At 30.6% G+C, this 21,892-nt stretch carries 26 protein-coding genes; 18 read left to right on the top strand and 8 right to left on the bottom strand.

All coding sequences use genetic code 11. The features are described 5' to 3' along the window. The first annotated feature begins 3 nt into the window (after positions 1–3). The 18 genes from J5A73_RS03240 (at position 4) to J5A73_RS03325 (ending at position 13,310) form a co-directional block, all read left to right on the top strand. Positions 4–1,080 (top strand): phage tail sheath C-terminal domain-containing protein, encoded by a 1,077-nt coding sequence (locus J5A73_RS03240; RefSeq protein WP_211616575.1) that lies wholly within the window; start codon positions 4–6, stop codon positions 1,078–1,080. Between the two features lie 18 nt (positions 1,081–1,098). After that, on the top strand, positions 1,099–1,536 hold the full coding sequence (locus tag J5A73_RS03245; protein ID WP_146964819.1) for a phage tail tube protein: 438 nt from the start codon (positions 1,099–1,101) through the stop codon (positions 1,534–1,536). Positions 1,537–1,553: 17 nt separating this feature from the next. Further along, positions 1,554–1,925: a regulator gene (locus J5A73_RS03250; protein WP_211616577.1), complete on the top strand. Its 372-nt coding sequence runs from the start codon at positions 1,554–1,556 to the stop codon at positions 1,923–1,925. 129 nt (positions 1,926–2,054) lie between these two features. Next, complete coding sequence (locus tag J5A73_RS03255; RefSeq protein WP_211616579.1) at positions 2,055–4,100, top strand: phage tail tape measure protein; 2,046 nt, start codon at positions 2,055–2,057, stop codon at positions 4,098–4,100. A gap of 19 nt (positions 4,101–4,119) precedes the next feature. After that, positions 4,120–4,677: a peptidoglycan-binding protein gene (locus J5A73_RS03260; protein WP_211616581.1), complete on the top strand. Its 558-nt coding sequence runs from the start codon at positions 4,120–4,122 to the stop codon at positions 4,675–4,677. An 18-nt stretch (positions 4,678–4,695) separates the two neighbouring features. After that, positions 4,696–5,739 (top strand): terminase, encoded by a 1,044-nt coding sequence (locus tag J5A73_RS03265; RefSeq protein ID WP_211616583.1) that lies wholly within the window; start codon positions 4,696–4,698, stop codon positions 5,737–5,739. A 5-nt stretch (positions 5,740–5,744) separates the two neighbouring features. Beyond that, positions 5,745–6,176 (top strand): DUF2577 family protein, encoded by a 432-nt coding sequence (locus tag J5A73_RS03270; RefSeq protein ID WP_146965043.1) that lies wholly within the window; start codon positions 5,745–5,747, stop codon positions 6,174–6,176. A 2-nt stretch (positions 6,177–6,178) separates the two neighbouring features. Continuing rightward, entirely contained in the window at positions 6,179–6,610 is a 432-nt protein-coding gene (locus J5A73_RS03275; protein ID WP_211616588.1) for a DUF2634 domain-containing protein, read from the top strand. After that, entirely contained in the window at positions 6,603–7,667 is a 1,065-nt protein-coding gene (locus J5A73_RS03280) for a baseplate J/gp47 family protein (RefSeq protein WP_249069373.1), read from the top strand. The genes J5A73_RS03275 and J5A73_RS03280 overlap by 8 nt, the downstream gene beginning before the upstream one ends. Beyond that, positions 7,657–8,205, top strand: a complete 549-nt coding sequence (locus tag J5A73_RS03285) for a putative phage tail protein (RefSeq protein WP_211616592.1) — start codon at positions 7,657–7,659, stop codon at positions 8,203–8,205. The genes J5A73_RS03280 and J5A73_RS03285 overlap by 11 nt, the downstream gene beginning before the upstream one ends. 10 nt (positions 8,206–8,215) lie before the next feature. Next, positions 8,216–9,166 carry a hypothetical protein gene (locus J5A73_RS03290; protein ID WP_211616594.1) on the top strand — a complete coding sequence of 317 codons (951 nt, stop codon included), beginning with the start codon at positions 8,216–8,218 and terminating at the stop codon, positions 9,164–9,166. 13 nt (positions 9,167–9,179) lie between these two features. Beyond that, on the top strand, positions 9,180–9,908 hold the full coding sequence (locus tag J5A73_RS03295) for a hypothetical protein (protein ID WP_211616596.1): 729 nt from the start codon (positions 9,180–9,182) through the stop codon (positions 9,906–9,908). 11 nt (positions 9,909–9,919) lie between these two features. Continuing rightward, complete coding sequence (locus tag J5A73_RS03300) at positions 9,920–10,408, top strand: cytoplasmic protein (protein ID WP_211616598.1); 489 nt, start codon at positions 9,920–9,922, stop codon at positions 10,406–10,408. Then, positions 10,409–10,936: a glycoside hydrolase family 108 protein gene (locus J5A73_RS03305; protein ID WP_211616600.1), complete on the top strand. Its 528-nt coding sequence runs from the start codon at positions 10,409–10,411 to the stop codon at positions 10,934–10,936. Next, positions 10,937–11,479 (top strand): N-acetylmuramoyl-L-alanine amidase, encoded by a 543-nt coding sequence (locus J5A73_RS03310; protein WP_211616602.1) that lies wholly within the window; start codon positions 10,937–10,939, stop codon positions 11,477–11,479. It abuts the gene before it with no gap. A gap of 37 nt (positions 11,480–11,516) precedes the next feature. After that, positions 11,517–11,930: a universal stress protein gene (locus J5A73_RS03315; RefSeq protein WP_249069374.1), complete on the top strand. Its 414-nt coding sequence runs from the start codon at positions 11,517–11,519 to the stop codon at positions 11,928–11,930. Positions 11,931–11,948: 18 nt separating this feature from the next. Next, on the top strand, positions 11,949–12,578 hold the full coding sequence (locus J5A73_RS03320) for a hypothetical protein (RefSeq protein ID WP_211616604.1): 630 nt from the start codon (positions 11,949–11,951) through the stop codon (positions 12,576–12,578). Positions 12,579–12,887: 309 nt separating this feature from the next. Beyond that, positions 12,888–13,310 carry a DUF4291 family protein gene (locus J5A73_RS03325; protein ID WP_249069375.1) on the top strand — a complete coding sequence of 141 codons (423 nt, stop codon included), beginning with the start codon at positions 12,888–12,890 and terminating at the stop codon, positions 13,308–13,310. 184 nt (positions 13,311–13,494) lie between these two features. Here the strand turns inward: J5A73_RS03325 and J5A73_RS03330 are convergent, their stop codons facing one another. From J5A73_RS03330 to J5A73_RS03365, 8 genes are all read right to left on the bottom strand, one after another. After that, positions 13,495–14,781: an OmpP1/FadL family transporter gene (locus tag J5A73_RS03330; RefSeq protein ID WP_211616606.1), complete on the bottom strand. Its 1,287-nt coding sequence runs from the start codon at positions 14,779–14,781 to the stop codon at positions 13,495–13,497. 207 nt (positions 14,782–14,988) lie between these two features. Continuing rightward, complete coding sequence (locus tag J5A73_RS03335; RefSeq protein ID WP_211616607.1) at positions 14,989–15,693, bottom strand: radical SAM protein; 705 nt, start codon at positions 15,691–15,693, stop codon at positions 14,989–14,991. A 73-nt stretch (positions 15,694–15,766) separates the two neighbouring features. Further along, a complete protein-coding gene (locus J5A73_RS03340; RefSeq protein WP_146961457.1) occupies positions 15,767–16,489 on the bottom strand; it encodes a queuosine precursor transporter in 723 nt (240 codons plus the stop codon). A gap of 168 nt (positions 16,490–16,657) precedes the next feature. Further along, entirely contained in the window at positions 16,658–17,263 is a 606-nt protein-coding gene (locus tag J5A73_RS03345; RefSeq protein WP_211616609.1) for a tetratricopeptide repeat protein, read from the bottom strand. Positions 17,264–17,490: 227 nt separating this feature from the next. Continuing rightward, positions 17,491–18,204: a ribonuclease PH gene (gene rph, locus J5A73_RS03350; RefSeq protein WP_211616611.1), complete on the bottom strand. Its 714-nt coding sequence runs from the start codon at positions 18,202–18,204 to the stop codon at positions 17,491–17,493. 27 nt (positions 18,205–18,231) lie between these two features. Further along, entirely contained in the window at positions 18,232–19,476 is a 1,245-nt protein-coding gene (glyA, locus tag J5A73_RS03355) for a serine hydroxymethyltransferase (RefSeq protein WP_211616613.1), read from the bottom strand. Positions 19,477–19,562: 86 nt separating this feature from the next. After that, positions 19,563–20,573: a VacJ family lipoprotein gene (locus J5A73_RS03360; protein ID WP_211616616.1), complete on the bottom strand. Its 1,011-nt coding sequence runs from the start codon at positions 20,571–20,573 to the stop codon at positions 19,563–19,565. 1 nt (position 20,574) lies between these two features. Further along, a complete protein-coding gene (locus tag J5A73_RS03365) occupies positions 20,575–21,867 on the bottom strand; it encodes an alpha/beta hydrolase (RefSeq protein ID WP_211616618.1) in 1,293 nt (430 codons plus the stop codon). Positions 21,868–21,892 lie beyond the last annotated feature (25 nt).

The following is a 21,892-nucleotide window of genomic DNA, read 5'->3' on the forward strand; positions in this document are numbered from 1 at the left end:
AAAATGGCAATAGTCGGACAAATTAATGCGAGTCCAAGCATTAGTATTGCATTTAAAACATTAGCAACGACAGCTATTCAAAGAAGTGAAAGAGGTACTGTTTGTTTGATTTTACAAGATACAAAAGCTACTGAAAAATGGTACACTTTTAAAACCATAGCCGATGTTGAAACTGAAAAATGGGATAAAGATAATATTAAATATATTAATTTAGCTATGCATTATGGAGCATTTAAAATATTAATCAGAGTTATACAAAGTGGAGAAGATACAAGCAAAGTATTAAAGGATTTAGAAATGCGAAAGTTCAACTGGTTAGCTTATCCAAAAGCTTTAGAAACAGAAGACCAAACAGTTGTAAATTGGGTAAAACAACAATTTGGGAATACTGGTCCAATTGGTAAAACTATAAAATATGTATCAAGCTATGCGAATAAAACAGATCATGTAGCTATTGTAGAACTTGCAAATGGTGGAACATATAAGTCTATTTATGGAGATTTTACAGCACAGGAATACACAGCGGCTATTGCAGGGCTTATTGCAGGTATGCCATTAAATCGTAGTGCTGATAATCACATTATGAATGATTTGAAAGAAGTTGAAGATTATGAACCTAAAATTGGTAAATTCAGTTTATATATGGATGAAGATACAGTTAGGGTAAATTATGGTGTTAATTCTAAAACTACATTTGACAGTACTTGGAAAAAAGAGACAAGAAAAATTAAAGTCGTTGAGGGTATGTGTTTTATTGTGGATGATATAAGGGACACATTTAAAAAATATTGGCTTGGAAAATATATCAATGATTATGACAATAAAATGAATTTCTGCTCAAACGTAACAAAAGTATATTTTAAAGAAATGTCGCCAAATGTATTGAATGGAGATTATGACAATAAAGTAGAAATTGATATTGAAGCACAGAAAAGAACGGTTATAGCAGATGGATTAGATTCAGATACTATGACAGATTTAGAGATTCTACAATATCCTACAGGTGATGATGTATATTTAACAGGTGATGTAAGATTTGCAGATACTATGGCTTCACTTAGCTTAACAATGACAATGTAATGAAAAGGAGTTGATAAAATGTCGGAAAATATAAGAGGAAATAGAACAATAACAGGAGCTTATGGGGAGTTATGGCTTGATAATGAAAAAGTAGCGGAGTTAAAATCTGTAGAAGCTAAAATTACAGCTGAAAGAAAAGATGTACAGCTGGGGATTTCTGTTGACAGTAAAATAACTGGATTGAAAGGTGAAGGAACTATCAAAGTTTTTAAAGTTTATACTCGTGGAAAAAAAATACTTGAAAATTGGGTAAAAGGAAAAGATGTGAGAAGCAGAATAGTCACATCTATAAAAGATCCTGATAGTTTACGTGGACAAGAAGAACGGGTGTCGATTGATAATGTTTGGTTAAATTCGATTGAACTTGCAAAATTTGAAAGAGGAGAAATTGTGGAAGAAGAAATTCCTTTTGGATTTACTCCTAGCGATGTTAGATATGAAAATGCGATAAGATAAGAAAAGGTAGGTACGAAATGAAAAATATAACAGTGGAAATGTTGTTGGAAAACAACAAAAAAATAGAAAACAAAAATATTATAAAAGTTAAAATTGAAGAATTGGGTGGTGCCGTTTTAGAACTGGAAGTGCTGAGTAGAATGGAAATACTGGATATTTTATCCAGTAACACCCAAGACAAAGATAGTGAATTGATTTATACTGCAGGAAAAATATTTAAAGATGAAAAATTGATTACTAAATTAGGTTGTCAAATGAATCCGATTGAAGTTGTGTCAAAAGTGCTAAGTCAATCTACTATAGTAAATATTTCGGAATTACTTATGAAAAAGGCTGGGTGGAATGAAAAATTTACTGTTGAAGAGGTGGTTGATGAGATAAAAAACTAATCAAGGGCGACTGGAAAGCAAAAACGGTCGCTCACTATTTAAATTGTGGACATAGTTTGCAAAGTCTAAGGGAATTAAGTAATTCGGAGTTGTTATTTATGTTTTTTATGATTGGAGGTGGATTAGAAAATGAGCGAATATAAATTGAGCGCTTTACTTGAATTGAAAGATAAGTTTACTGATGTAGCAAAAAAGGCTGGAAGCTCATTAGGAACATTAAAAGATAAAGTTGGTGGTGTAACTGGAAAAATAAAAAAATCTTTTAGTGGAGTTCAGGGAGCATTGGCAACTGTTGGAGTTGGTATTGGAGCAGGTGCAGCAGTTAGTGTATTAAAATCTTCTGTTGAAGCTTATGCGAATTTAGAAGACCAAGTTAGAAGAAATAAGGCTATAATGGGGGCTACAGTACAACAAGAAAAGCAACTTATGCAACAAACAAGAGATTTGGGTAGATCAACTAAATTTACAGCTCAAGAAGTGGCTGAAGCACAAATGTATCAAGCTATGGCTGGTATGAAAACAAATGAAGTATTGGAAATGACACCTAAACTTTTAAAAATGTCAATTGCGGCTGGAAGTGATTTTGCTCAAACTTCTGATATAGTCACAGATAACCTGACAGCTTTTGGTATGTCGTTAAAACATTCTGATAGACTTATGGATGTAATGGTTGCAACAAGTAATAATGCAAATACCAATGTACAAATGTTAGGAGAGGCTTATAAATATGTTGCAGCAACTTCAAGAAATTTTGAGAGCTTTGAAGATGTAAATATCTTATTAGGAGTACTTGCGGATAATGGAATTAAGTCTGGTCAAGCTGGGCGTAATTTAGCAGGAATTTACAGAAGGTTGGCTAATCCATCGAAAGAAGTGGGAAATGCTTTAAAAGACTTAAATATTCAACTTTATGACCAGCAAGGACATTTTAGAGGATTAAAAGCATTATCTGATGATTTAAAAGTTGCTACTGCAGGTCTTACTGAGGAAGAAAGAAATAGATATTTGACAATGATTGCTGGTGGAGAAGGTATGAAAATACTGGCTTCTATTATGGGAACAACAGAAGAAAACTATAACAAAGTCGCCAATGCTGTAAGAAATTCTAGTGGGGCAACGGATAAATTTGCTAATGATATGAGTAATACAACAGCTAACAAAATAGCACAATTTAAATCAGCGATAGATGATTTGAAAATATCGTTAGGAGAAGCATTCGCCCCAATAGCGACTAGGTGGATGGAAGACTTTATGACTAAAGTTGACGAATGGCAAAAAAGTGGGGCATTAAATCCTGATAAGTTAAAAGGTCAAGCAGAAGGTTTGGTAAAAACTGCAGAACTTGGGATGAGAGGATTTATTGCAGCTAAAGGTGCGTCTTTGGGTGCCTCACTTGGTTCAGCAATTGCACCTGGAGTAGGAACGGCGGTAGGTGCTGCAATTGGGGGAGCTATTGGATATTTTTCACCAGACATAGTAAAAAAACTTATAGAACCTAAAGACCCAAAAAAAGAAAAAGAAAAACAAGGAGCTATAGCTAGAGCTTTTACTCCTGGAGCAAGTCAATCTGGTTATAATTCTGGCGATGGAAAGTTCCATTATATGGGGTATTCTGGTGTTAAAGTGCCTTCAATGGCAGAAGCGCAAAAAGAAGAATCAGCAAGAATTGCAAGGCAAAAAGAATATGATAGACGTTCCGCAGAAGCTTTGCAGAAAGTCTTGTTTGATATGAAATCCTTTGCAACAAATTTTGCACCAAAATATGGAATGCAACAACAAAATCAACCTGTTATTCAACAGGATAAAACATCACAACTGGCTGGTTTAATTTCGCAACTTGTAGCAAAACAACAAAATACGAATCCAATGCAGCCATTCGACACAAGTGCTATAACAAATGCTATTAGTACTGGATTAAGTCCTTTGAATAGTTTGCCCAGTCAGTTGAATTCTAGTTTAGCTACAATGCAACCACCAGTTCCACAACCAGTATCAATAGAACAGGTTATAAATCATAGTGCTAATGCACAGATAGCAGCACAATTGTCAAATATAACAATAAATGATACAGCAAAAATTGAGAGCATAGCTAGACAGATAGCACAGAATGTTAGTCAAAATACATATAACACTATGATGTCAAATTTACAAGCTCAAATTCAAGCATCACAATAATTACGAAAGGAGTTTCAATATGAGATCAATATTTATGTTATTACACGATACAGAACCGTTTATTTTTGTGATTCCACCATCGGATTTCAAAATTACGAGCAGTCAAAACAGTGAAGTTGTAAAGATATTAGATGTTGGAGAAGTAGCATTAATAGGAGAAAAAAACATAAAAAAAGTCAATTTTTCTACATTTTTACCATCCAAAAAATCTAAATTTTTTAATTATTTGCTCAATTCTCATTCTCCGATGGCTGGAATAAAAAAACTGGAAAAATATAAAGATGATAAAGAAATTTTAACTTTGACAAGTGCTAATTATAATATTTATTTAAAGTGCTATATTGAACAACTAGAATATGAAATAGTTGAAAAAACTGGAGATATTGATATAACAATTGATTTGATAGAAGCTGGGGAACAGACAACAATGATTGACGATGTTAATGCACTTTACGAGAGGTATACTGGAAAAACTTCACCGATAAAAGAGTATCAATTAGTAGAGAGATTTGAGGATTTGAAGAGTGAAATAAAAGGTAAAGTACAAGGTAAAATTAAAAGTTTGATAAAATCTTAGAAAAGGAAATTAAAAAAAATGCTAAAGATTGTTATAAACGATGAAGAACATATAAAAAAATTTGAAAGAATTGTTTGGAAGGGTGGAATACACGGAACTTCACGAACATTGGAAGTAGCATATTTAGATGATACTCAAATTACTAAATTAGGAGACAAAGTTGAATTTTATGTCGATGATGACAAATTATTTATTGGTAAAGTTTTTTCTGTGGAAGTTGTCGGAGAAAGTAAAGTTAAAACTTTTAGATGTTTTGATAACTCCATATATCTTAATAAAAACTTTTTTGTGAAAAATTTTAATAAGAAAAAGCCATCGCAAATATTAAAAGAAATTTGTGGAGAGTTAAAGTTGGAAGTTGGGAACATACCTGAAGACAAAGTGGATTGCACTTATCCAGCAGTTAATAAGAGCGGGTATCAAATAATTTTGAATGCTTATACGATTCAGCATAGAAAAGATAAAAAAATATATTCTATTGTTAGTAACGATGGAAAAATAGAAGTTGTGGAACAAGGGAGTTTGGCAGATGTCATGCTAAACTCTGGGCAAGATATAAAAAGTTCTAAGTATGGTGAAGATCTTGAGCAAATGGTGAATCAAATTGTTATCTATAAAACTGAAAAAGAAAAACAACAAATAGTAGATAAAGTAGAAAATAAAGAAGACAAGGAAAAATACGGATTATTTCAAAAAGTAATGCAGTATGACAAGGATAGGGATAATATCAGCAATGCTAAAGAGATGTTGAAAAGTGTTGAAAAAACAGGAAATATCACTTGTCTTGGTAATGTTTTGATACAAAGCGGTTATTCAATAGGAATACACGAGCCACATACAAACCTTGTTGGCAGTTTTTTAGTAAAAAATGATACGCATACTTGGGAAAATGATATGTATTATTGTGATATAGAATTAACTTTTGAAAATGTGATGGATAAATCCGAATTTGAAGAAAAACCAAAATCGAAAAAATCACAAAGTAAAAAGAGTAAGAAAAACAAGAAAGGTGAGAAAAGTAAGACAAATGAGAAAAATAAGAAAAAGGTAGGTGCTAAATAATGAGCATGTTTGAAATACTTAACGATATGATTGATAACGGAGTGCAACAGCAATCCAACAATTTTATAAGAGCTAGTGTAACTAGTCCACCGCCTGAATTAAAAATAAAATTTGATAATGTGGAAATACCTTCAGAGCAGATTTACTGCTCTAATTTCTTATTACCGCATTATCACAGAACTTATAAAATAGACGGTGTTATTGATGAAATAACTATTAATGCTACAACTCAAACAGCGATAGGAAATGGACCCGCTTCACACACCCATGACCATTCGACAATTAAAGGTTCTGGAACTTATAAAAGTAGTAAAGATATATGGTTTGAAGACACTTTAAAAGTTGGAGATGAAGTTCTAGTCTTAGTGCTTGGTATAAATTATGTGGTAGTTAGTAAAATAGTGAAAATGCCAAGTGGTGCAATAGAAGGAGTGTAAATATGGATTTTGAAGAATTATTTTTGAGTCAAAATACAGAAAAAGAAAAAAAAGAATTACCCCCTTTTACAGAGTATGCAATTAATTTAGATACATTAGAGCCATTGAAAAACGGCGATAGACTTGTTGAATTAAATGGAAATGAAGCACTCAAAGTATGGATATTTAAGGCACTTAAAACTAAAAGAAATTTTTACGAAATACATTCGGATAGTTATGGAAATGATTTAGATGTACATATTGGTACGGTTTATCAGGAAAGTATAAAAAATGCTTTAATTATTTCGGAAATTAAAGATTGTTTATTAGTTAATCCGTATATTTTGGACTGCTATAATTTTGAATTAAACTACAACAATGATGATAATAATTTAAAAGTCTCTTTTAATGTTTCTACCGTTTATGGAGAAAGTGAGGTGTTATACAGTGAATAAAATAGAAGCAAGGAATAAGTTTTTATCTAATTTGGAAAATAATTTTTCTAAAATAGAAGGAACATTTAATTTTGACATTGCAAGTGCTTACGGAATAGAAGCTGAAGCAATATATAAATTGCTAGAATTTTGGGTTAAGCAAACTTTTATTGATACCGCAACAGAAGATGAATTTATAGATTATCATGCGATGCTTTTCGGAGTGACGAGAAAGCAGGGAACCAAAGCAAGAGGAGAAATATTAATAACTGGGAAAGCTGATACTACAATATCTGCAGGATCAATAGTATTAAAAACGGACAGCACAAAATACAAGCTGCTTTATGATACGACTATAGCTTTTAACGGAAAAGCAGTTGCGGAAGTGGAGTGCTTGCAAACAGGAGAGGTTGGGAACTGTGCTATAGGTGAGATAGTAAATTTTGAAATAGCTAACGCCGACATCTTTACAGTGACTAATGAAAAAGCTTTTACAAACGGTTATGAAGAGGAACCTAATGACAGTTTAATATCTAGAGCGAAGGAAAGAATATTAAAACCAGCACATAGTGGAAATATTTATGATTATGAGAAATGGGCAAAAGAAATAGACGGAGTCGGTAAAGTGTTAGTTGAACCACTATGGAATGGAAACGGAACAGTAAGAGTTAGAATCTCGAATTACAATAATACATTAGCTGATAATGAGCTGATACAGAAGGTAAAAAGAAGGATAGAGCAGATTGACGGTAGACCAATCGGAGCCAATGTTACAGTAACAAGTTTCGACAGTAAGAATATTGCTATATCTGTAAGCGTTATTTTAAGTTCAGGAATAAAGTTAAATACCGTATCGGATCTAATTAGTTCAAAAATAAAGCAGATGATAAAAGATAATTCGGCGCTATACACTTTAAACAGTAAGGAAATTTTATCAATTAACAGAATTGAAAAAATAGTTTTATCTATTAATGGAGTTGAAGACTGCAAAGTCCTGATAAACAATGACAGCAGAAACATAACTGTAGATAGCAATGAAATATTAATAGTGACTGGGGTTGTTATCAATGAACAGTAAAATAAAAGTAATTTCCAAAGTTGCAAGAAATAGCTTACAAGTTGATTTAATAAAAAGTTTAATAATAGAGGCTCAAAAAATAAAAAATGATATTGAGAAATACAAGGAGTTTATTTTTTTAAACTTTTTTAACGAAGAACAGATTCTGAAATATGAAAAATTTATGAATCTGGAAGCAGATTCAAGGTTGAATTTACAGGACAGAAGAGAGAGAATTTTGTTCCGTCTGTTATCTAAAAGAATATTTTCTCTCGATAACTTAAAAGAACAGGCTAGAATATTTACAAATGGGGAAATTGAAGTAACAGAAGTATTTAACGAATACTATTTTATTATAAGATTTACAAGTATTTATGGAATACCACCCAATTTAAATAATTTTATCAATTTTATAGAACTGAATAAGCCTGCCCATCTGGGCTACAAAATAGTTTACAGCTACATGACTTGGGATGAATTTGACAGATATAACAAGACATGGGATGCTTGGGATAGTTTAAATTTAAATTGGGATGATAGAGAAAAATATAAGGAGTAGGAGGTAAAAAATGCCAGCACAGAAAAAAACAAGTTTAGGACTTAATCAATGGATAGGGAGTGAATATCCTAAAAGAATTGATTTTGTTGAAGACAATAAAATAATAGATGACGAATTAATTAAGAGAGTGAAATATACAGATGTAGCAACGGAAACGAAAGAAGGAATAGCTCGAATACATTCACTAGATACTGTTGAAAATCAGTCAAATGAATTGCAAAATATGGTTGCAAAGAATTTACAATCACAGATTTCAGATTTTATAAAAACTCTTAATAACGATGAAATACTGACAGCAAAATCATTAGTAAAATATTTAAGTAAATTGTTGAAACCGGCAACGGAAAATACCTTTGGACTAATTGATTATCAAACAATTAAACAAGTGTCACCTAAGCCTGATTTAACACCGTATGTACCGTTCTCGAAAGGATATAGAGTGAAAGATAATACAACAGAGTTTGTAAGAAGCAATGGAGTTGATTTATGGAGTGCAAGGCATCATTATATGTTTGATGAAGCTGGAAATTATGTTGGATGTTATCATCTAAATGGTGGTCGTGCATATTACAAAGTACTGAATAGAAACGGTGGTAATTGGAATGAAATTATGGATAATCACGATATGGCTGCACGAGATAATCGTATGAATGCGATAGATGGAAATGTAAATGCGGCACGTGGAAGAGCTGATGATGCTTGGAATAGGACACAAGATTTGTATAATTTGAGAAATGGAGATAATAATGACAAATGGGTTAATTACATCAGAGAAATTAGATTAGCTGGTTATGCAGTAAGGGATTTAGGTAGTGCAAATAATGCAGGCGAAATAAATGGATATGTTGTGACTGGTTTAATTAATCACGACGGTCACGATGTTGGTGGAGGAGATTATTTACAAATAAGAGCTTTGCAATTTTACAGAAATGGAAATTGGGTTAACGCATATTTTGCATAGAAAGGAATTAAAAATGAAAAAATTTATAGTAGACAGAATAGAAATAAAAGAAACTGAAACAGGACAAAAATATATTGATATTTATGATGCAAACAATAAAAATTGGTACGAAGAACAAAAAGATTTTAAAGCAGGCACATTAAAAGTGATGTATAACAAAGATACAAGATTAGTTTTAAGTAAAAATAAAGATATATCAATGTTGGCACCGACAATGGTTGGAGACGTTGTCGAAGAAATCGAAAGTGATGACATTTTTATAAATCCATATCAGCATTTTGTTGATGGAAAATTAGTTGAATTACAAACATATGAAAAAATAGAAAATGGTAAAGTTGTGTTTAATAGAGAAAAAAGAATAGAAGAACTAAAAAAAAAACTCTATGACTTGAGAATAGAATATTCGGAACACCCTTTTGAAGTTGAAATAGATGGACAAAAATATTTGCAAAACAATAGGGATTTAGATCAATCAAATTTAACAAGAATTGTCGTAATGTGCCAAGCATTGAAGAAAACAACTTTTGAAAATTGGAAATTTTATACAAAGGAAAATAGTGAGAAATATGTAAATTTAACTATACAGGACATGATGAAAATGGCGAACATAATGCAAGAACAGACTACTAAATCAATGGCTGCAGAAACATTTTTGACTCATCGTTTGGAAAATCTAACTGACGAGGAATTAAAAAAATACAATGCAAAAGAAGAGTATGAAAAAGCATATAAAAATATGTAGAGGGAGAAATTATGGAATTAGAAAAAGACAAACTATATATATGTTTTCACAAACCTAAACATCTTGTGGGACATTTAATAGCATTGTGGACACTTGGAAGATATTCACACGCCGAATTTATTTACAATAATCAAGTATTTTTATCTAATCCTGGAGGAGTAAGAACACAAAAATTTAAATATTTGAAAAATATGGATATTTATGAGTTAGATAGTAATATTGATGCGAAAGATATTATTGAGTTTTTTAAAACAGCACAAGGCAAAGGATACGACTATCTAGGAATTTTAGGACAGTTTTTTTATGCTAATAAGGTACAAGATGACGATAGATATTTTTGCAGTGAGTTTTGTTTAAATGCAATAGATTATGCTTTACAGTTCACCTTGACATATAAATTGAAATCGTTAAAGGACAGGGTTGGCTATCAGTTCAGTCCAGTCAAATTATACAAATATTTAAAAGATATGGAATTAATTAAAGAAAAGGAAGTGGCATAGATGAACGACAGATTTAACAAATTTTTAGATTATATTTTTAAAGTTGAAGGCGGTTATACTAATGATAAAAACGATAAAGGCGGAGCAACAAATTTTGGAATAACACACGAAGATGCTAAAACATATCTAGGGTATATAGGAGATATGAGGAAATTTAAAAAATCAGATGCTGAAAAGATTTATGAAAAAATATACTACAAGGGGAATCATCTTGACAAAATAGTAAGTGATAAAATAGCTCTTTCAATTTTTGACTGGATTGTAAATAGTGGAAAAACAGGAAAGAAGAAAGCTCAGATTGTAGCAAATAAATTTGGTTCAAATTTAACTGTAGATGGAATAATTGGACCCAAGACAGTTGAAGCTATTAATAAAATAAATCCTGAAACTTTTTTGAAAGAATATCATGAAATGCAAAGAAATTTTTATAAATATTTAGTAAGTAAGGATAAAACACAACAAGATTTTTTGACTGGATGGTTGAATCGTGTTGATAGAAAAGAAAAATATTTAAAGGAGATGATATAAATGAAAGTAATATTGAATGTAGGACATGGTGGAGTGAAAAGAGATCCAGGAGCGTGTGGAAATGGTTTTGAGGAACACGCTTGGAATAAGGATTTTGTGGAAAACTATGTAAAAAAAGAATGTGAAAATCAAGGTGTAGAGTATGTTGTAGTTTATCAAGAATACTATTCTACTTTGCCACAAAAGATAAATGGACTTGCAAATAAAGGAGATGTGACACTATCATTTCATTTAAATGCAGCTGATAAAACAGCTTCAGGTGCTGAAATGTTATATTGGCACAACTCAAAAAGGAGTAAGGAACTTGCGGAATTTTTACAGGAAGCTAATATTAAAGCAACGCATTTGAAAGATAGAAAAATCTTGCCTCGTAATTACGAAGACAGAGGGGCAACTCTTTTGAGAAAAACTTCAACGCCTTGTGTCATAGTTGAAAGCGGATTTATAACAAATTCAGAAGACATGGAAAAATTGGAAGCAACCAAAAAGGAGCTTGCAAAATATTATGTAGCGGCAGTAAAGAATTATTGGAAAAACAATTAAAAAATGACTTTATTACAAGCCGTATGAGAATAAAAGGTTGCCTAGTGAGTTAAAATTGACTGTAGGGCTTGCTAGGTGGCTTAGAATTGATTTTAAGAAAAAGAATAAAATAGGAGATGATAAAATGGATAAATTAGCAGCAAAAATATATTTAACAGGTAAAATTTTAGAATTGGGAAAGACTTTAATCTATAAAACAGAAATAGTTGCAAAAGGAAAAGTTGGAGCAGAAAAGTTTAAGCAGGTGTATGAAGGTTTTTGGGATAAGTTAGAAGATCTGTTGGAAAAAGAAAAATCAATTGATAGAAAATGGATTCCTGACTTCGCAGAAGAGATTGGTGAAGAAGTTCTAACAGAAGTTTTAAAGGAAGCTAGAAAGACATTTGATTTAAAAGTTATACTGCAACAAATTTTTGATGAGGAAAAAGCAGGAAATAAAAACATATTATAACAGCATAGGAGAACAGGAATGTATTTTAAAGAAATTAGTGATTTAGGTGCTTTAGTGGTTATATGTGGAATATTTTTATATTTTGTGAAGAAAATTTTTGACTTGGTAATAAACGATATTAAAAACAGCTATGAAAAAATAATCAGTGAATTACAACATGCTGAAGCAGGGCGGGCAGTTCTTATAGCAGGGAATGAAAAACTTATTGAAGTTCTTAACAGGTTAGAAAGTAGATTAAGAACGGAAAAAATAACAGGAGAGGCACTTGGGATAATGCTTAATACTAAAGGAAGTCAAATGTGTCTTTGTATAAAGAATGAAGCAATAGATGTAATTAATACAAACAGTATTGATAAAAATTGGGATTCTATAGAAAATGAAATGGATAATCTTTATGATGATAAAATATTAAAATTTCAGAAAGAATATCATAATTTAATGGAATTCGACACGTTTTCAGAAATTAATAAGCAGTTTATTGTAGAGCTTGAGAAGTCAAAAGATGGAATAATATCAATATTGTCAAACTTAAAAGAGGCACAGGAGCTTATGGATTATAGAATAGCGATAAGAAGAGTGAGTGCTGTTATGGATAAGACTAAAAAGAATATGCACAAGATAATAGCAGAAATAACAAATGAAGGATAGCCAGAAATGGCTATCTTTTTTTGAATGAAAAAGTCACAATATTTTTTATAAGGTGGTAAAAAAATACGAAAATTTTAAATCTCTTACATCATTAAAATATCTTGTCTATATTTTATAAAAAAGTTATTGGTAAAATATAAAACATGTTGTATAATAGTCTTGTGAAAAAAGAAGAAATGAGAAAAATAAAACAAAAGAGGCTGAAATATGTCTCTTTTTAAATTTTAGTACCTTTTTAGTACTTTTATACTTTATAAATACTTTCAAAATTAATAAATAAAATGTTCAGATTAAATCCAACTATTATAGATGATGTACAGAAGTGGCTGGGCTACTAAGCAAGGACAGGAAAGAATACTGGCAATTGACCTGAAAAGGGAAGGATTTGATGAAATAGTGAAAAATGCTGTACTTTCATCTTTTAGGGAAGTTTCTGATTTATCTAAGGAAGAATGGAAAGAAAAATTGGAAAATTCAGAAGTAAGATGTCAATGGGATCCGGACAGGGATATTTACGGCAATCCAATAGGAAGAAGAGCGATACAGTTAGGTATAAAGGGAGAAATTGTGAAAAAATATGTAAATGAGTGGATTGTAAATATAACGGATATAACAGAGGAAGTTATTGAGATAAGAAATAGTATTCAAAGTGGAACTTTTTCAGAGTCTATGCTTCCTAAAGAGAAAAAGTATATTGGGGAACATTTTAAAAGTGTCCATAATTTTGTATAAATGTATATACAAATTCAATAATATAAGGATTCTCCAGTTTATTTACACAAAAAAGTTTACATTTTCAAATATAGCAATGGAGCGAGATGATATATATATTTTTTTTTAATAAATATTCAAAATAGGGAGCATAAATTCCACTCCCTTAAAACAATATTTCCCTATTTTTATAAAATTTCAAATTTTAAAATTTATAAGTATAACCTAAAGAAAATACTCCAACTTCTTTATCATATTTAACTTTCGATTTATCCAATTTTATTCCATGAGTTATTTCTGGCTCTCCATTTTCTGAATTATATTTAACATATCCAACACCGAATTTCCATTCATGATTTTCTGTCGGCTTAAATGTCAATCCTGTCGTATAAATTTGTGCATTTATAGCATATTCAGTATCGTTGTACGATTGTTTTGGAGCACCTGTGTGAGCATAATTATAACCTGCGTGCCAAGTCCATTTTGGCGAAAATCTGTAGTCAACTCCAAAGTTCACTTCATGTCCGTCTCTATAGTCTATTCCATCCATATTTGCTGCTTTATTGAAGTAATGAATATATCCTCCTGAAACAGTCCAGTCATTAATATCTTTAGAAACTCCTAACGACAATACTCCTGGTAAATCTCTTCTTGAATTTACACCATTTGCATATTTAGGATAAAAATCTGATAATCCAATTTTTCTCCCAGCTAAAGTCATATCTGTACTTTCTGTAGCTTTTGTCTTGAATTTCAATTTTACAGGCGTTTCATATTTTACAGCAAAATTCAATGTCTCAGTCGCTTTATAATCTAAACCTAATACCGCTCCAACACCGTCTGCTCTTCTTCTAGAATCTAAATACAATTCATTTCCTTTCAAACCAACTCTTGCACCAACAAATGGATTATATCCGAAAGAAGCGTATCCATTTAATTTTCTCATGGCGTGAACATATTTTAGTCCTCCACCGATTGATAATTTATCAGTCAATTGATGCGCTCCTCCAAGCATTAATTGATAATATCTATTTTGTCCACTAAATTGGTTTCTAGTAACTTTTGCTCCTAATAATCCGCGAGTCATATTGTCAAATGTTTCTGCTGCCAAATTTATTCCAGCCACTCCTTCATCATATTTCAAAGTAGCTCCTCCCGCAACAACACTTGCATTAGCAAAAATAGAATTACTTCCCTTCTTTTGAACATAGTTAAACGACGGTGCTCCAGCATATCTATTTGAAGCCATCTTTTTCCCATTCAATGTCATTGATTCTTGAATCATAGAATTTTGCATATTTACATTAAAATATTTTCCATCTTCCAAAAATGCCGTTCCCGCTGGATTGTAAAATACTCCTTCTACAGTTATTTTTCCAGTTTGCGATGGATTTTGAAAATATGAAGCCGAATTATTTGATAAATAGTCCATACTTACTGCATTCAATGCCAAAGCACTTAAAAAAGCTGCTAATATTATTTTTAATCTCATTTTTCTCCTTAATTTCCTATAATTTTTCATTTTTAATATAAGTTTTTATTTTTAATATTTTTACAATTATTTATTCTAAAATCATCAAATTTATTACAAAATAATAAATAAAATCAATTTTAAAATTGTAACTTATACTATCGTTTGTTTAATATAACACATGTTATACTAATTGTCAACCAAAAATTATTTGATAATCAAAGAATTTTATTGAACATACACTCCAAAATCTTTATTATCAACTAAAATCTCAATATTCGGAACATTTTTATATTTTTGATAAATTTCCGTCAAAAACCAAGCTACAAGCTCTTCATCTCTTTCAATTTCTGTACCATTATTTACAAATACACTTACAACTAGCTCCTTGAAATTTTCCATTCCCTGCTCAATATCGCTTAAAATCTGTTCTTTCGTCTGTCCTTTTGTACAAATCATTAATAAGCACATTTGATATTCGCTTTTTAATTTTTCCAAAACTCTTTCATTTAAAATAAAATTTTTCTTCAAAACCTTAGCTCTATAATTATTGTCAAAAGTTTCCAATCCGAATGCAAATCTTACTTCTTGTTCAGAAAAATATTCTCTAATTTCATTCAATCTATTTAAGTACCCAAAATACGCTTCAAAATAAAGTATTTTTATGTTTTTCTCTTTACAAACTTCTCTTATCTTCTCTAATGTCGCACCATTTAGCTCAAACACCGACCCAGAGTTTATAACTTCAAGAACTCCATATTCACCAGTAACTCTGCTCAAAGCCTCAAAATTTACTTTTTTCATCTCTTCTTCGTCATTCGTATTATCCAAAATGTAATTACAAAAAGCGCACTTCCCATAAGCACAGCTAAACCCTTTTAATAATACGATTTCACGAGGATTTTTCTCTTTTATTACACTATATCTTTCCATGTTATAATTTATACCTTTTTTATTTTTTCATCTTATTTATTTAATTTTAAAATAATTTACAACAAATCTAATATTAATCACTTATTTTACCTTGTTTTTTCCATAAAGTCGCAATATACACAAAAGGTGTGTCAAGCAGTGAAATTACGATTTTTAATAAATATGTTGAAAATATGATTCCGATTACTGTTTTAAATGGATAAACTCCTGTAAATGCCAAAAATGAAAATACAATATTATCTAAAATTTGACTTATCATTGTACTCGCATTGTTTCTAATCCAAATATCTCTATAAGATGGTCTAAATTTTCTAATAAATTGATAAGACCAAATATCAAATGACTGAGAAACCGCAAATCCACACACACTTGAAATTGCAAGTCTTGGCATGAATCCAAATACTGCTGATAAAGCACCTTGCATTGTATCATCAGGCGAAACTTTTACTTTTAGCACAATTTGCATTATAAATGTCGTAAATAACATCGCAGCAAAACCTAGCGAAACTACTTTTCTTGAATAATGCTTCCCTTCATTTTCTGTCAAAATATCAGATGCCAAATAAATTCCTCCATAAGCAATATTTCCCATTGTAATTCCATCAAAACCAAACAAAGTCATCATTTTCCCAACTTGAATGTTAGCTAGAACGATTGACAACGGTACAACCGATAGCAGTCCTCCTTTTCCCCAAAATCTGTAAGCCAGTGCAACTGCTGAAAAATTTAATATTAAATATCCTAGCCACAATAATTCATTTACCCCAAATTGCAGGTGATTTAAAAAATTAAGCATTCATTTCCTCCTTAAAAATTTTTACAAATAAAAAAACACATATCCTTTTGAAAATATGTGTTTACAAAAGGTTTTTTTTAACGATGGATTTTCCCAAACATCGAAATATATTTTATCAAAATATTTAAAAAAAATCAAGAACTTAAAATATTTTAAAGTAAAATTAATTTATTTTTTTAAAAATTTATGTTTATTATCTTTCAAAATTTTAAGATTTTTTTTAGCGTGTTCATCTCCCAGAGCTGCTGCCTTCGAGAACCATTCTTTAGATTCATGATAATTTCCTTCATTTGCATAAATCATTCCCAAGTGATTCATTGCGTTTTTATCGCCATTCCAAGCCATTTTAGAATATAAATTTTTTTCTTTTTCAATCTGTTTTGTTTCGTTGTAAAAAATTAAAAGATTTTTTTTGGCATTCTCACAATTTTTTTCTACAGCTTTTAAGTAAAACTTTTCAGCTTCTTTTATTTCTCCAAAATCTTGAAGAAGAATGGCAAGATTAGTTAAAGCGTTGAAATCATCATGTTTTATCGCAAGTAAATAATATTTTTTAGCATTTTTATAATCTTTTTCTCCAGCGTAAAGATAACCTAAATTATTGGAATATGAAAAGTCATTTTTTTCAATTGCTCGTAAATACCATTTTTTAGCATTTTCGTTGTCTTTACTGTTTTGAAAAATTAGTCCAATTTCATTCATGGCACTTGTATCACCAGCATTTATTTTTTCCATATATTTCTGAAATAATTTATCATTTTCATTAATTTTCATTTTTTTTCCTTTCCTTTCCTTTCTTTTCTTTTCTTTTGTTATTTTATTTTTATTTATTTATTTATTTTTATTTTATTTTCTTTAATTTTTATCTTTTTTTCTTTATTTTATTTTATTTTATTTTATTCTTTAATTTTTATATTTTAATTTTATATAATTTTATATAATTTCGTATAAATTTATGAAAGTATAAAATTTAACCCACTTAAAAAAGTGGGTAAAAATTTTTATAAAGCAAATAATTTGTCAAAAGCCTTTTTAGATAATTCAATGAATTTTAGAAGTTCATTTTGAGTAAAAGTAGCTTCTTCACCAGTTCCTTGAATTTCTACAAATTCACCTTTATCGGTCATGACAATGTTCATATCGACATCCGCAGCTGAATCTTCATCGTAATCCAAGTCTAAAACTAACTCATTTCGAACTTTTCCTACGCTTATTGCGGCAACTTTTGATTTTATCGGAATTTCTTTCAATTTATTTTCATCAATTAATTTTTCAATTGCAAGTTCTACAGCAAGATAAGCTCCTGTGATTGAAGCAGTTCTTGTACCGCCGTCCGCTTGAATTACATCGCAGTCGACCATAATCGTTCTCTCTCCCAATTTTTCAAGATCAATTGCAGCTCTAAGTGATCTTCCGATAAGCCTTTGGATTTCCATTGTTCTACCTGAAATTTTTCCTTTTATAGACTCCCTTTGAACACGAGTGTTTGTCGCACGAGGAAGCATACTGTATTCAGCTGCAATCCAGCCAGAGTGAATTCCTTTGGAAGAATTGTCCATTTTTAGCCATCTTGGTATTTTTTCTTCAATTGTTGCATTGCAGATGACTTTTGTATTTCCAAATTCAATTAAAACCGAACCTTCAGGGTGCATAATGTAGTTTTTTGTAACTTTAACTTCACGCATTTCATCGTTTTTTCTGTTATTATTTCTCAACTTGATTTTTTTCTCCTTTTAGATTTTTTATTTATTTTTGTAAAGTGGAAATTTTTTAGTCAATTCCAAAACTTGTTTTTTAACTTCTTCTATAACTTTATCATCATCAATGTTATTTAGAACTTCTAAAATGAATTTTGCAACAAGTTTAGTTTCTTCTTCTTTAAATCCACGAGCGGTAATCGCTGGAGTTCCAAGTCTTACTCCACTTGTAATAAAAGGTTTTTCAGGGTCATTTGGAATAGCGTTTTTGTTACAAGTTATTCCAGCTTTTTCCAATTTTCCTTCTGCCAATTTTCCAGTAACTTTCATCGGTCTTAAATCAACTAGCATCAAGTGATTGTCAGTTCCGCCACTTACAATTCTAAGTCCACCTTTTGTAAGCTCTTCAGCTAATACCTTAGCATTTTTAGCTACTTGAATTTGATATTCTTTGAATTCAGGAGTTAGCGCTTCTTTAAAAGCTACAGCTTTTGCTGCAATAATGTGTGCAAGAGGTCCACCTTGAATTCCAGGGAAAATTGTCTTATCAACTTTTTTTGCGATTTCTTCATCATTTGTCAAAATGATTCCACCACGAGGTCCTTTTAAAGTCTTGTGAGTTGTAGAAGTTACAACATCAGCATATTCCATTGGATTTGGATGAACTCCAGCTGCAACTAATCCTGCAATATGAGCCATGTCGACCATAAGATAAGCGCCAACTTCATCAGCAATTTCTCTAAATTTTTTAAAATCAATAATTCTTGAATAAGCACTTGCACCTGCCACAATTATTCTAGGTCTTTCTTTTAGTGCAATTTCACGCACTTTGTCATAATCAATTAATTCAGTTTCAGGATCTAGACCATATTCAAGTCCAATGTAATTTTTTCCAGAAAAGTTAATTTTATATCCGTGAGTCAAATGTCCACCTGAACTAAGCCCCATTCCTAAAATTTTATCTCCGGCATTTAAAAGTCCAACATAAACTCCCATATTAGCTTGAGATCCTGAATGTGGCTGAACATTTGCAAATTTTGCACCAAAGATTTTTTTCAATCTTTCAATTGCCAAAGTTTCAACGGTATCAACATTCACACAACCTCCATAATATCTTTTTCCAGGATAACCTTCCGCATATTTATTAGTAAAAACTGATCCAGCAGCTTCCATCACAGCTTTTGAGACAAAATTTTCTGAGGCAATTAGTTCAATTCCTTCTTCTTGTCTTTTTTCTTCCGCTTGTATAGCGTTATAAACTTCAATATCGCAATCTTTTATATAACTCATTTTTTTCTCCTCTTTATTTATTTTATTTTATTTATTTATTTAATTTTTAATTTATTATGTTTTTTAAATTAAATTTATTTATTTATTTATTTTTTTATTTGAACTTTTCTATAATTCTGATAAAGTATTTTTACAAAATCATATTCAAATGGTGAATTTAAATCTCCATATTTTAAATTTATTAATGAACGCAAGTTAAGTCCTGTAACTACAGGTCTTGTAAATCCATATGCAGTTTTGTCAAAAATACCTGTGTCAAAAAAAAGTTTATCTTCGACAACGCCTCTGGCTGCACCTTCAATCGCACCGTCAATTCCACTTCCAATGGCATCTCTAACATTACTTGGACCAGCAAGTGGTAAAATTAAGTAAGCTCCACTTCTAGCACCATAATGTCCGAATGTTTCCCCCATTGTTTCATAGTCTTTTTTTAATCCCATTTTAGTTGCCACATCAGTCACTCCTAAAACTCCAACAGTCGAATTTACAGCAAATCTTCCAAGTGCATTTATAGCTTTTCCAGGTTTTAGCTGCAGCATTGAATTTACAAAAGTTGGAATTTCCTTAAAGTTTCCGAAAAAGTTTGAAATCCCTGTCCTTACAGGTTTTGGAACAACTGCTCCGTAAATTCGTGACGCTGGATAAGCAATTTTTCTGTCAAATTGAGTGTTAAAAGCATACATTCTTCGGTTAAATGGCTCAAGCGGGTCATTTAATGTGCCTCCCATTCCAGTTAAATCAAGAACTTTGCTAGAAACGATGTATTCATCGTCAAGTCCTTCGATATTATTTGCCAAATCTCCGTAACTATCCTGCTCAAAAGCAATATATTTATTGTTATCAATTTTTTTATTTTTCTTTTTTAAATTTGTCATTTTAAATTTTTCTACATTGTTTTTAGCTGGAAGCTCATCTTTTTCATCTACAAATTCAATATAAATATTATCATTTGCTTCTTTTTCTGACTCATCTAAATAACTAACCGTATCGGTATTTTTAATTTCTGGATAAAATTCGTCGTTATCCGCATAAGTAATCGCACAAGCTGAAATAACGGCACCAAGTATTAATAATTTATTTTTATTAAATTTTGTCATTTTACTCTTCCTCCAATTTTTCTACCATCAAGTTTGCCATGTCGTTGTGCCAAAGAAGTCCTGTATGTCCTCCAAATGGTACTAAAACTTTATTTGAAAAAGTATTTTTTATAAAATCTAAATCTTTTTTAGAAAGCAAAATATCATTTTCTGAAGTGATAAAGACAATATTTTTATTATTTTTTTCTATAAAATCTTTATGATTTTTCAAATCAAAGTCAGCTAAAAATTGATTCAGCGTCAAATCAGGATGTTTATATTTCTTTAAATAAGGATATAAAATTTCTGTCGCATATTCTTCAAATGAAACAGAAAAACCTTCTTGAAATTCTTTTGTTACAGAGTCAAATCTTTTATAATGCTTTTTATCTGAAAGTCGTCCATAAGCGTTATTTCCGCTGAAAACTTCTCCTGCGAAAGTCATGTTTGCCGAATAAAATCTAAATAAAAGTCCAGTCAATATTTCAAAATCTTTTTCTCCAAGATTAAATTTTCCAAGTGATGCAGAAATATCTGTAGAAGAAAATTCATTTAATTTGATGGAATCGTCATTTACAATTTTCGAAAAAATATTATCTAAATATTTTTCCAAACTTTTTACATCAAAAATCCCATTTTTTACTAAATAATTGTCCAATTTTTTAGTCGATGTAAGAATACTTATTGGAGAATTTAAAAGTAGAGATTTTTCTATTCCAATTTTTTTCTTTTCAGCATCCAATTCTTGTAGCAAAAGCGATTGAAATCCACCTAAACTATATCCTGAAACATAAGTTTTTGAAATTTTCATTCCATCTTTTTTTTCTTCAGAAATAGCTCGTGTAATCAAATCATACATGTTATCAGTTTCATCTTTCATATATCCAGCATATTTATTTTTGTCTTGAGATACGATATAAGGCATGGTTGTTGGTGAACTAAACGATATTACATTATAACCTTTATCATAAAATATGTTGGCTAAATAAAGCGATAACCCGCTGTTATAAGTCGATCCAGTTCCTGAGATAATAATCATAAGCGGTGCTTTTTCTTTTTGTTCCCAGACACCATAATCATATGTACTCCATTGTCTTAAAATTTCAGGTATTTTCTTAGTAGCCTTAAATCTTTTAACTTTAGGTCCTTTTGCGTGTTTAAATTTATAATATTGTTCTGTCGGTGTTCCAAGGACAGTTGATATTATAGCACTTTCCTTATAAGGATAGTCAGCTGCTATTTGTGAAATGTCAGTTTCGGAAAATCCAATAATTGAAATTGCAAAAATAGCAGCAAATAATAATTTTTTTAACATATTTTTTTGGGAAAAGTTTAATATT

Source organism: Leptotrichia sp. oral taxon 218, from assembly GCF_018128225.1.
Lineage (GTDB): Bacteria > Fusobacteriota > Fusobacteriia > Fusobacteriales > Leptotrichiaceae > Leptotrichia.

Bases quoted from the DNA above. Each gene is read 5' to 3' on its own strand.
- J5A73_RS03320 (WP_211616604.1), top strand. From the start codon at position 11,949: ATGTATTTTAAAGAAATTAGTGATTTAGGTGCTTTAGTGGTTATATGT.
- J5A73_RS03365 (WP_211616618.1), bottom strand. From the start codon at position 21,867: ATGTTAAAAAAATTATTATTTGCTGCTATTTTTGCAATTTCAATTATT.
- J5A73_RS03340 (WP_146961457.1), bottom strand. From the start codon at position 16,489: ATGCTTAATTTTTTAAATCACCTGCAATTTGGGGTAAATGAATTATTG.
- J5A73_RS03345 (WP_211616609.1), bottom strand. From the start codon at position 17,263: ATGAAAATTAATGAAAATGATAAATTATTTCAGAAATATATGGAAAAA.
- J5A73_RS03300 (WP_211616598.1), top strand. From the start codon at position 9,920: ATGGAATTAGAAAAAGACAAACTATATATATGTTTTCACAAACCTAAA.
- J5A73_RS03290 (WP_211616594.1), top strand. From the start codon at position 8,216: ATGCCAGCACAGAAAAAAACAAGTTTAGGACTTAATCAATGGATAGGG.
- J5A73_RS03285 (WP_211616592.1), top strand. From the start codon at position 7,657: ATGAACAGTAAAATAAAAGTAATTTCCAAAGTTGCAAGAAATAGCTTA.
- J5A73_RS03240 (WP_211616575.1), top strand. From the start codon at position 4: ATGGCAATAGTCGGACAAATTAATGCGAGTCCAAGCATTAGTATTGCA.
- J5A73_RS03325 (WP_249069375.1), top strand. From the start codon at position 12,888: ATGATGTACAGAAGTGGCTGGGCTACTAAGCAAGGACAGGAAAGAATA.
- J5A73_RS03255 (WP_211616579.1), top strand. From the start codon at position 2,055: ATGAGCGAATATAAATTGAGCGCTTTACTTGAATTGAAAGATAAGTTT.
- J5A73_RS03305 (WP_211616600.1), top strand. From the start codon at position 10,409: ATGAACGACAGATTTAACAAATTTTTAGATTATATTTTTAAAGTTGAA.
- J5A73_RS03245 (WP_146964819.1), top strand. From the start codon at position 1,099: ATGTCGGAAAATATAAGAGGAAATAGAACAATAACAGGAGCTTATGGG.
- J5A73_RS03360 (WP_211616616.1), bottom strand. From the start codon at position 20,573: ATGACAAAATTTAATAAAAATAAATTATTAATACTTGGTGCCGTTATT.
- J5A73_RS03250 (WP_211616577.1), top strand. From the start codon at position 1,554: ATGAAAAATATAACAGTGGAAATGTTGTTGGAAAACAACAAAAAAATA.
- J5A73_RS03295 (WP_211616596.1), top strand. From the start codon at position 9,180: ATGAAAAAATTTATAGTAGACAGAATAGAAATAAAAGAAACTGAAACA.
- J5A73_RS03260 (WP_211616581.1), top strand. From the start codon at position 4,120: ATGAGATCAATATTTATGTTATTACACGATACAGAACCGTTTATTTTT.
- J5A73_RS03265 (WP_211616583.1), top strand. From the start codon at position 4,696: ATGCTAAAGATTGTTATAAACGATGAAGAACATATAAAAAAATTTGAA.
- J5A73_RS03275 (WP_211616588.1), top strand. From the start codon at position 6,179: ATGGATTTTGAAGAATTATTTTTGAGTCAAAATACAGAAAAAGAAAAA.
- J5A73_RS03330 (WP_211616606.1), bottom strand. From the start codon at position 14,781: ATGAGATTAAAAATAATATTAGCAGCTTTTTTAAGTGCTTTGGCATTG.
- J5A73_RS03310 (WP_211616602.1), top strand. From the start codon at position 10,937: ATGAAAGTAATATTGAATGTAGGACATGGTGGAGTGAAAAGAGATCCA.
- glyA (WP_211616613.1), bottom strand. From the start codon at position 19,476: ATGAGTTATATAAAAGATTGCGATATTGAAGTTTATAACGCTATACAA.
- J5A73_RS03335 (WP_211616607.1), bottom strand. From the start codon at position 15,693: ATGGAAAGATATAGTGTAATAAAAGAGAAAAATCCTCGTGAAATCGTA.
- J5A73_RS03270 (WP_146965043.1), top strand. From the start codon at position 5,745: ATGTTTGAAATACTTAACGATATGATTGATAACGGAGTGCAACAGCAA.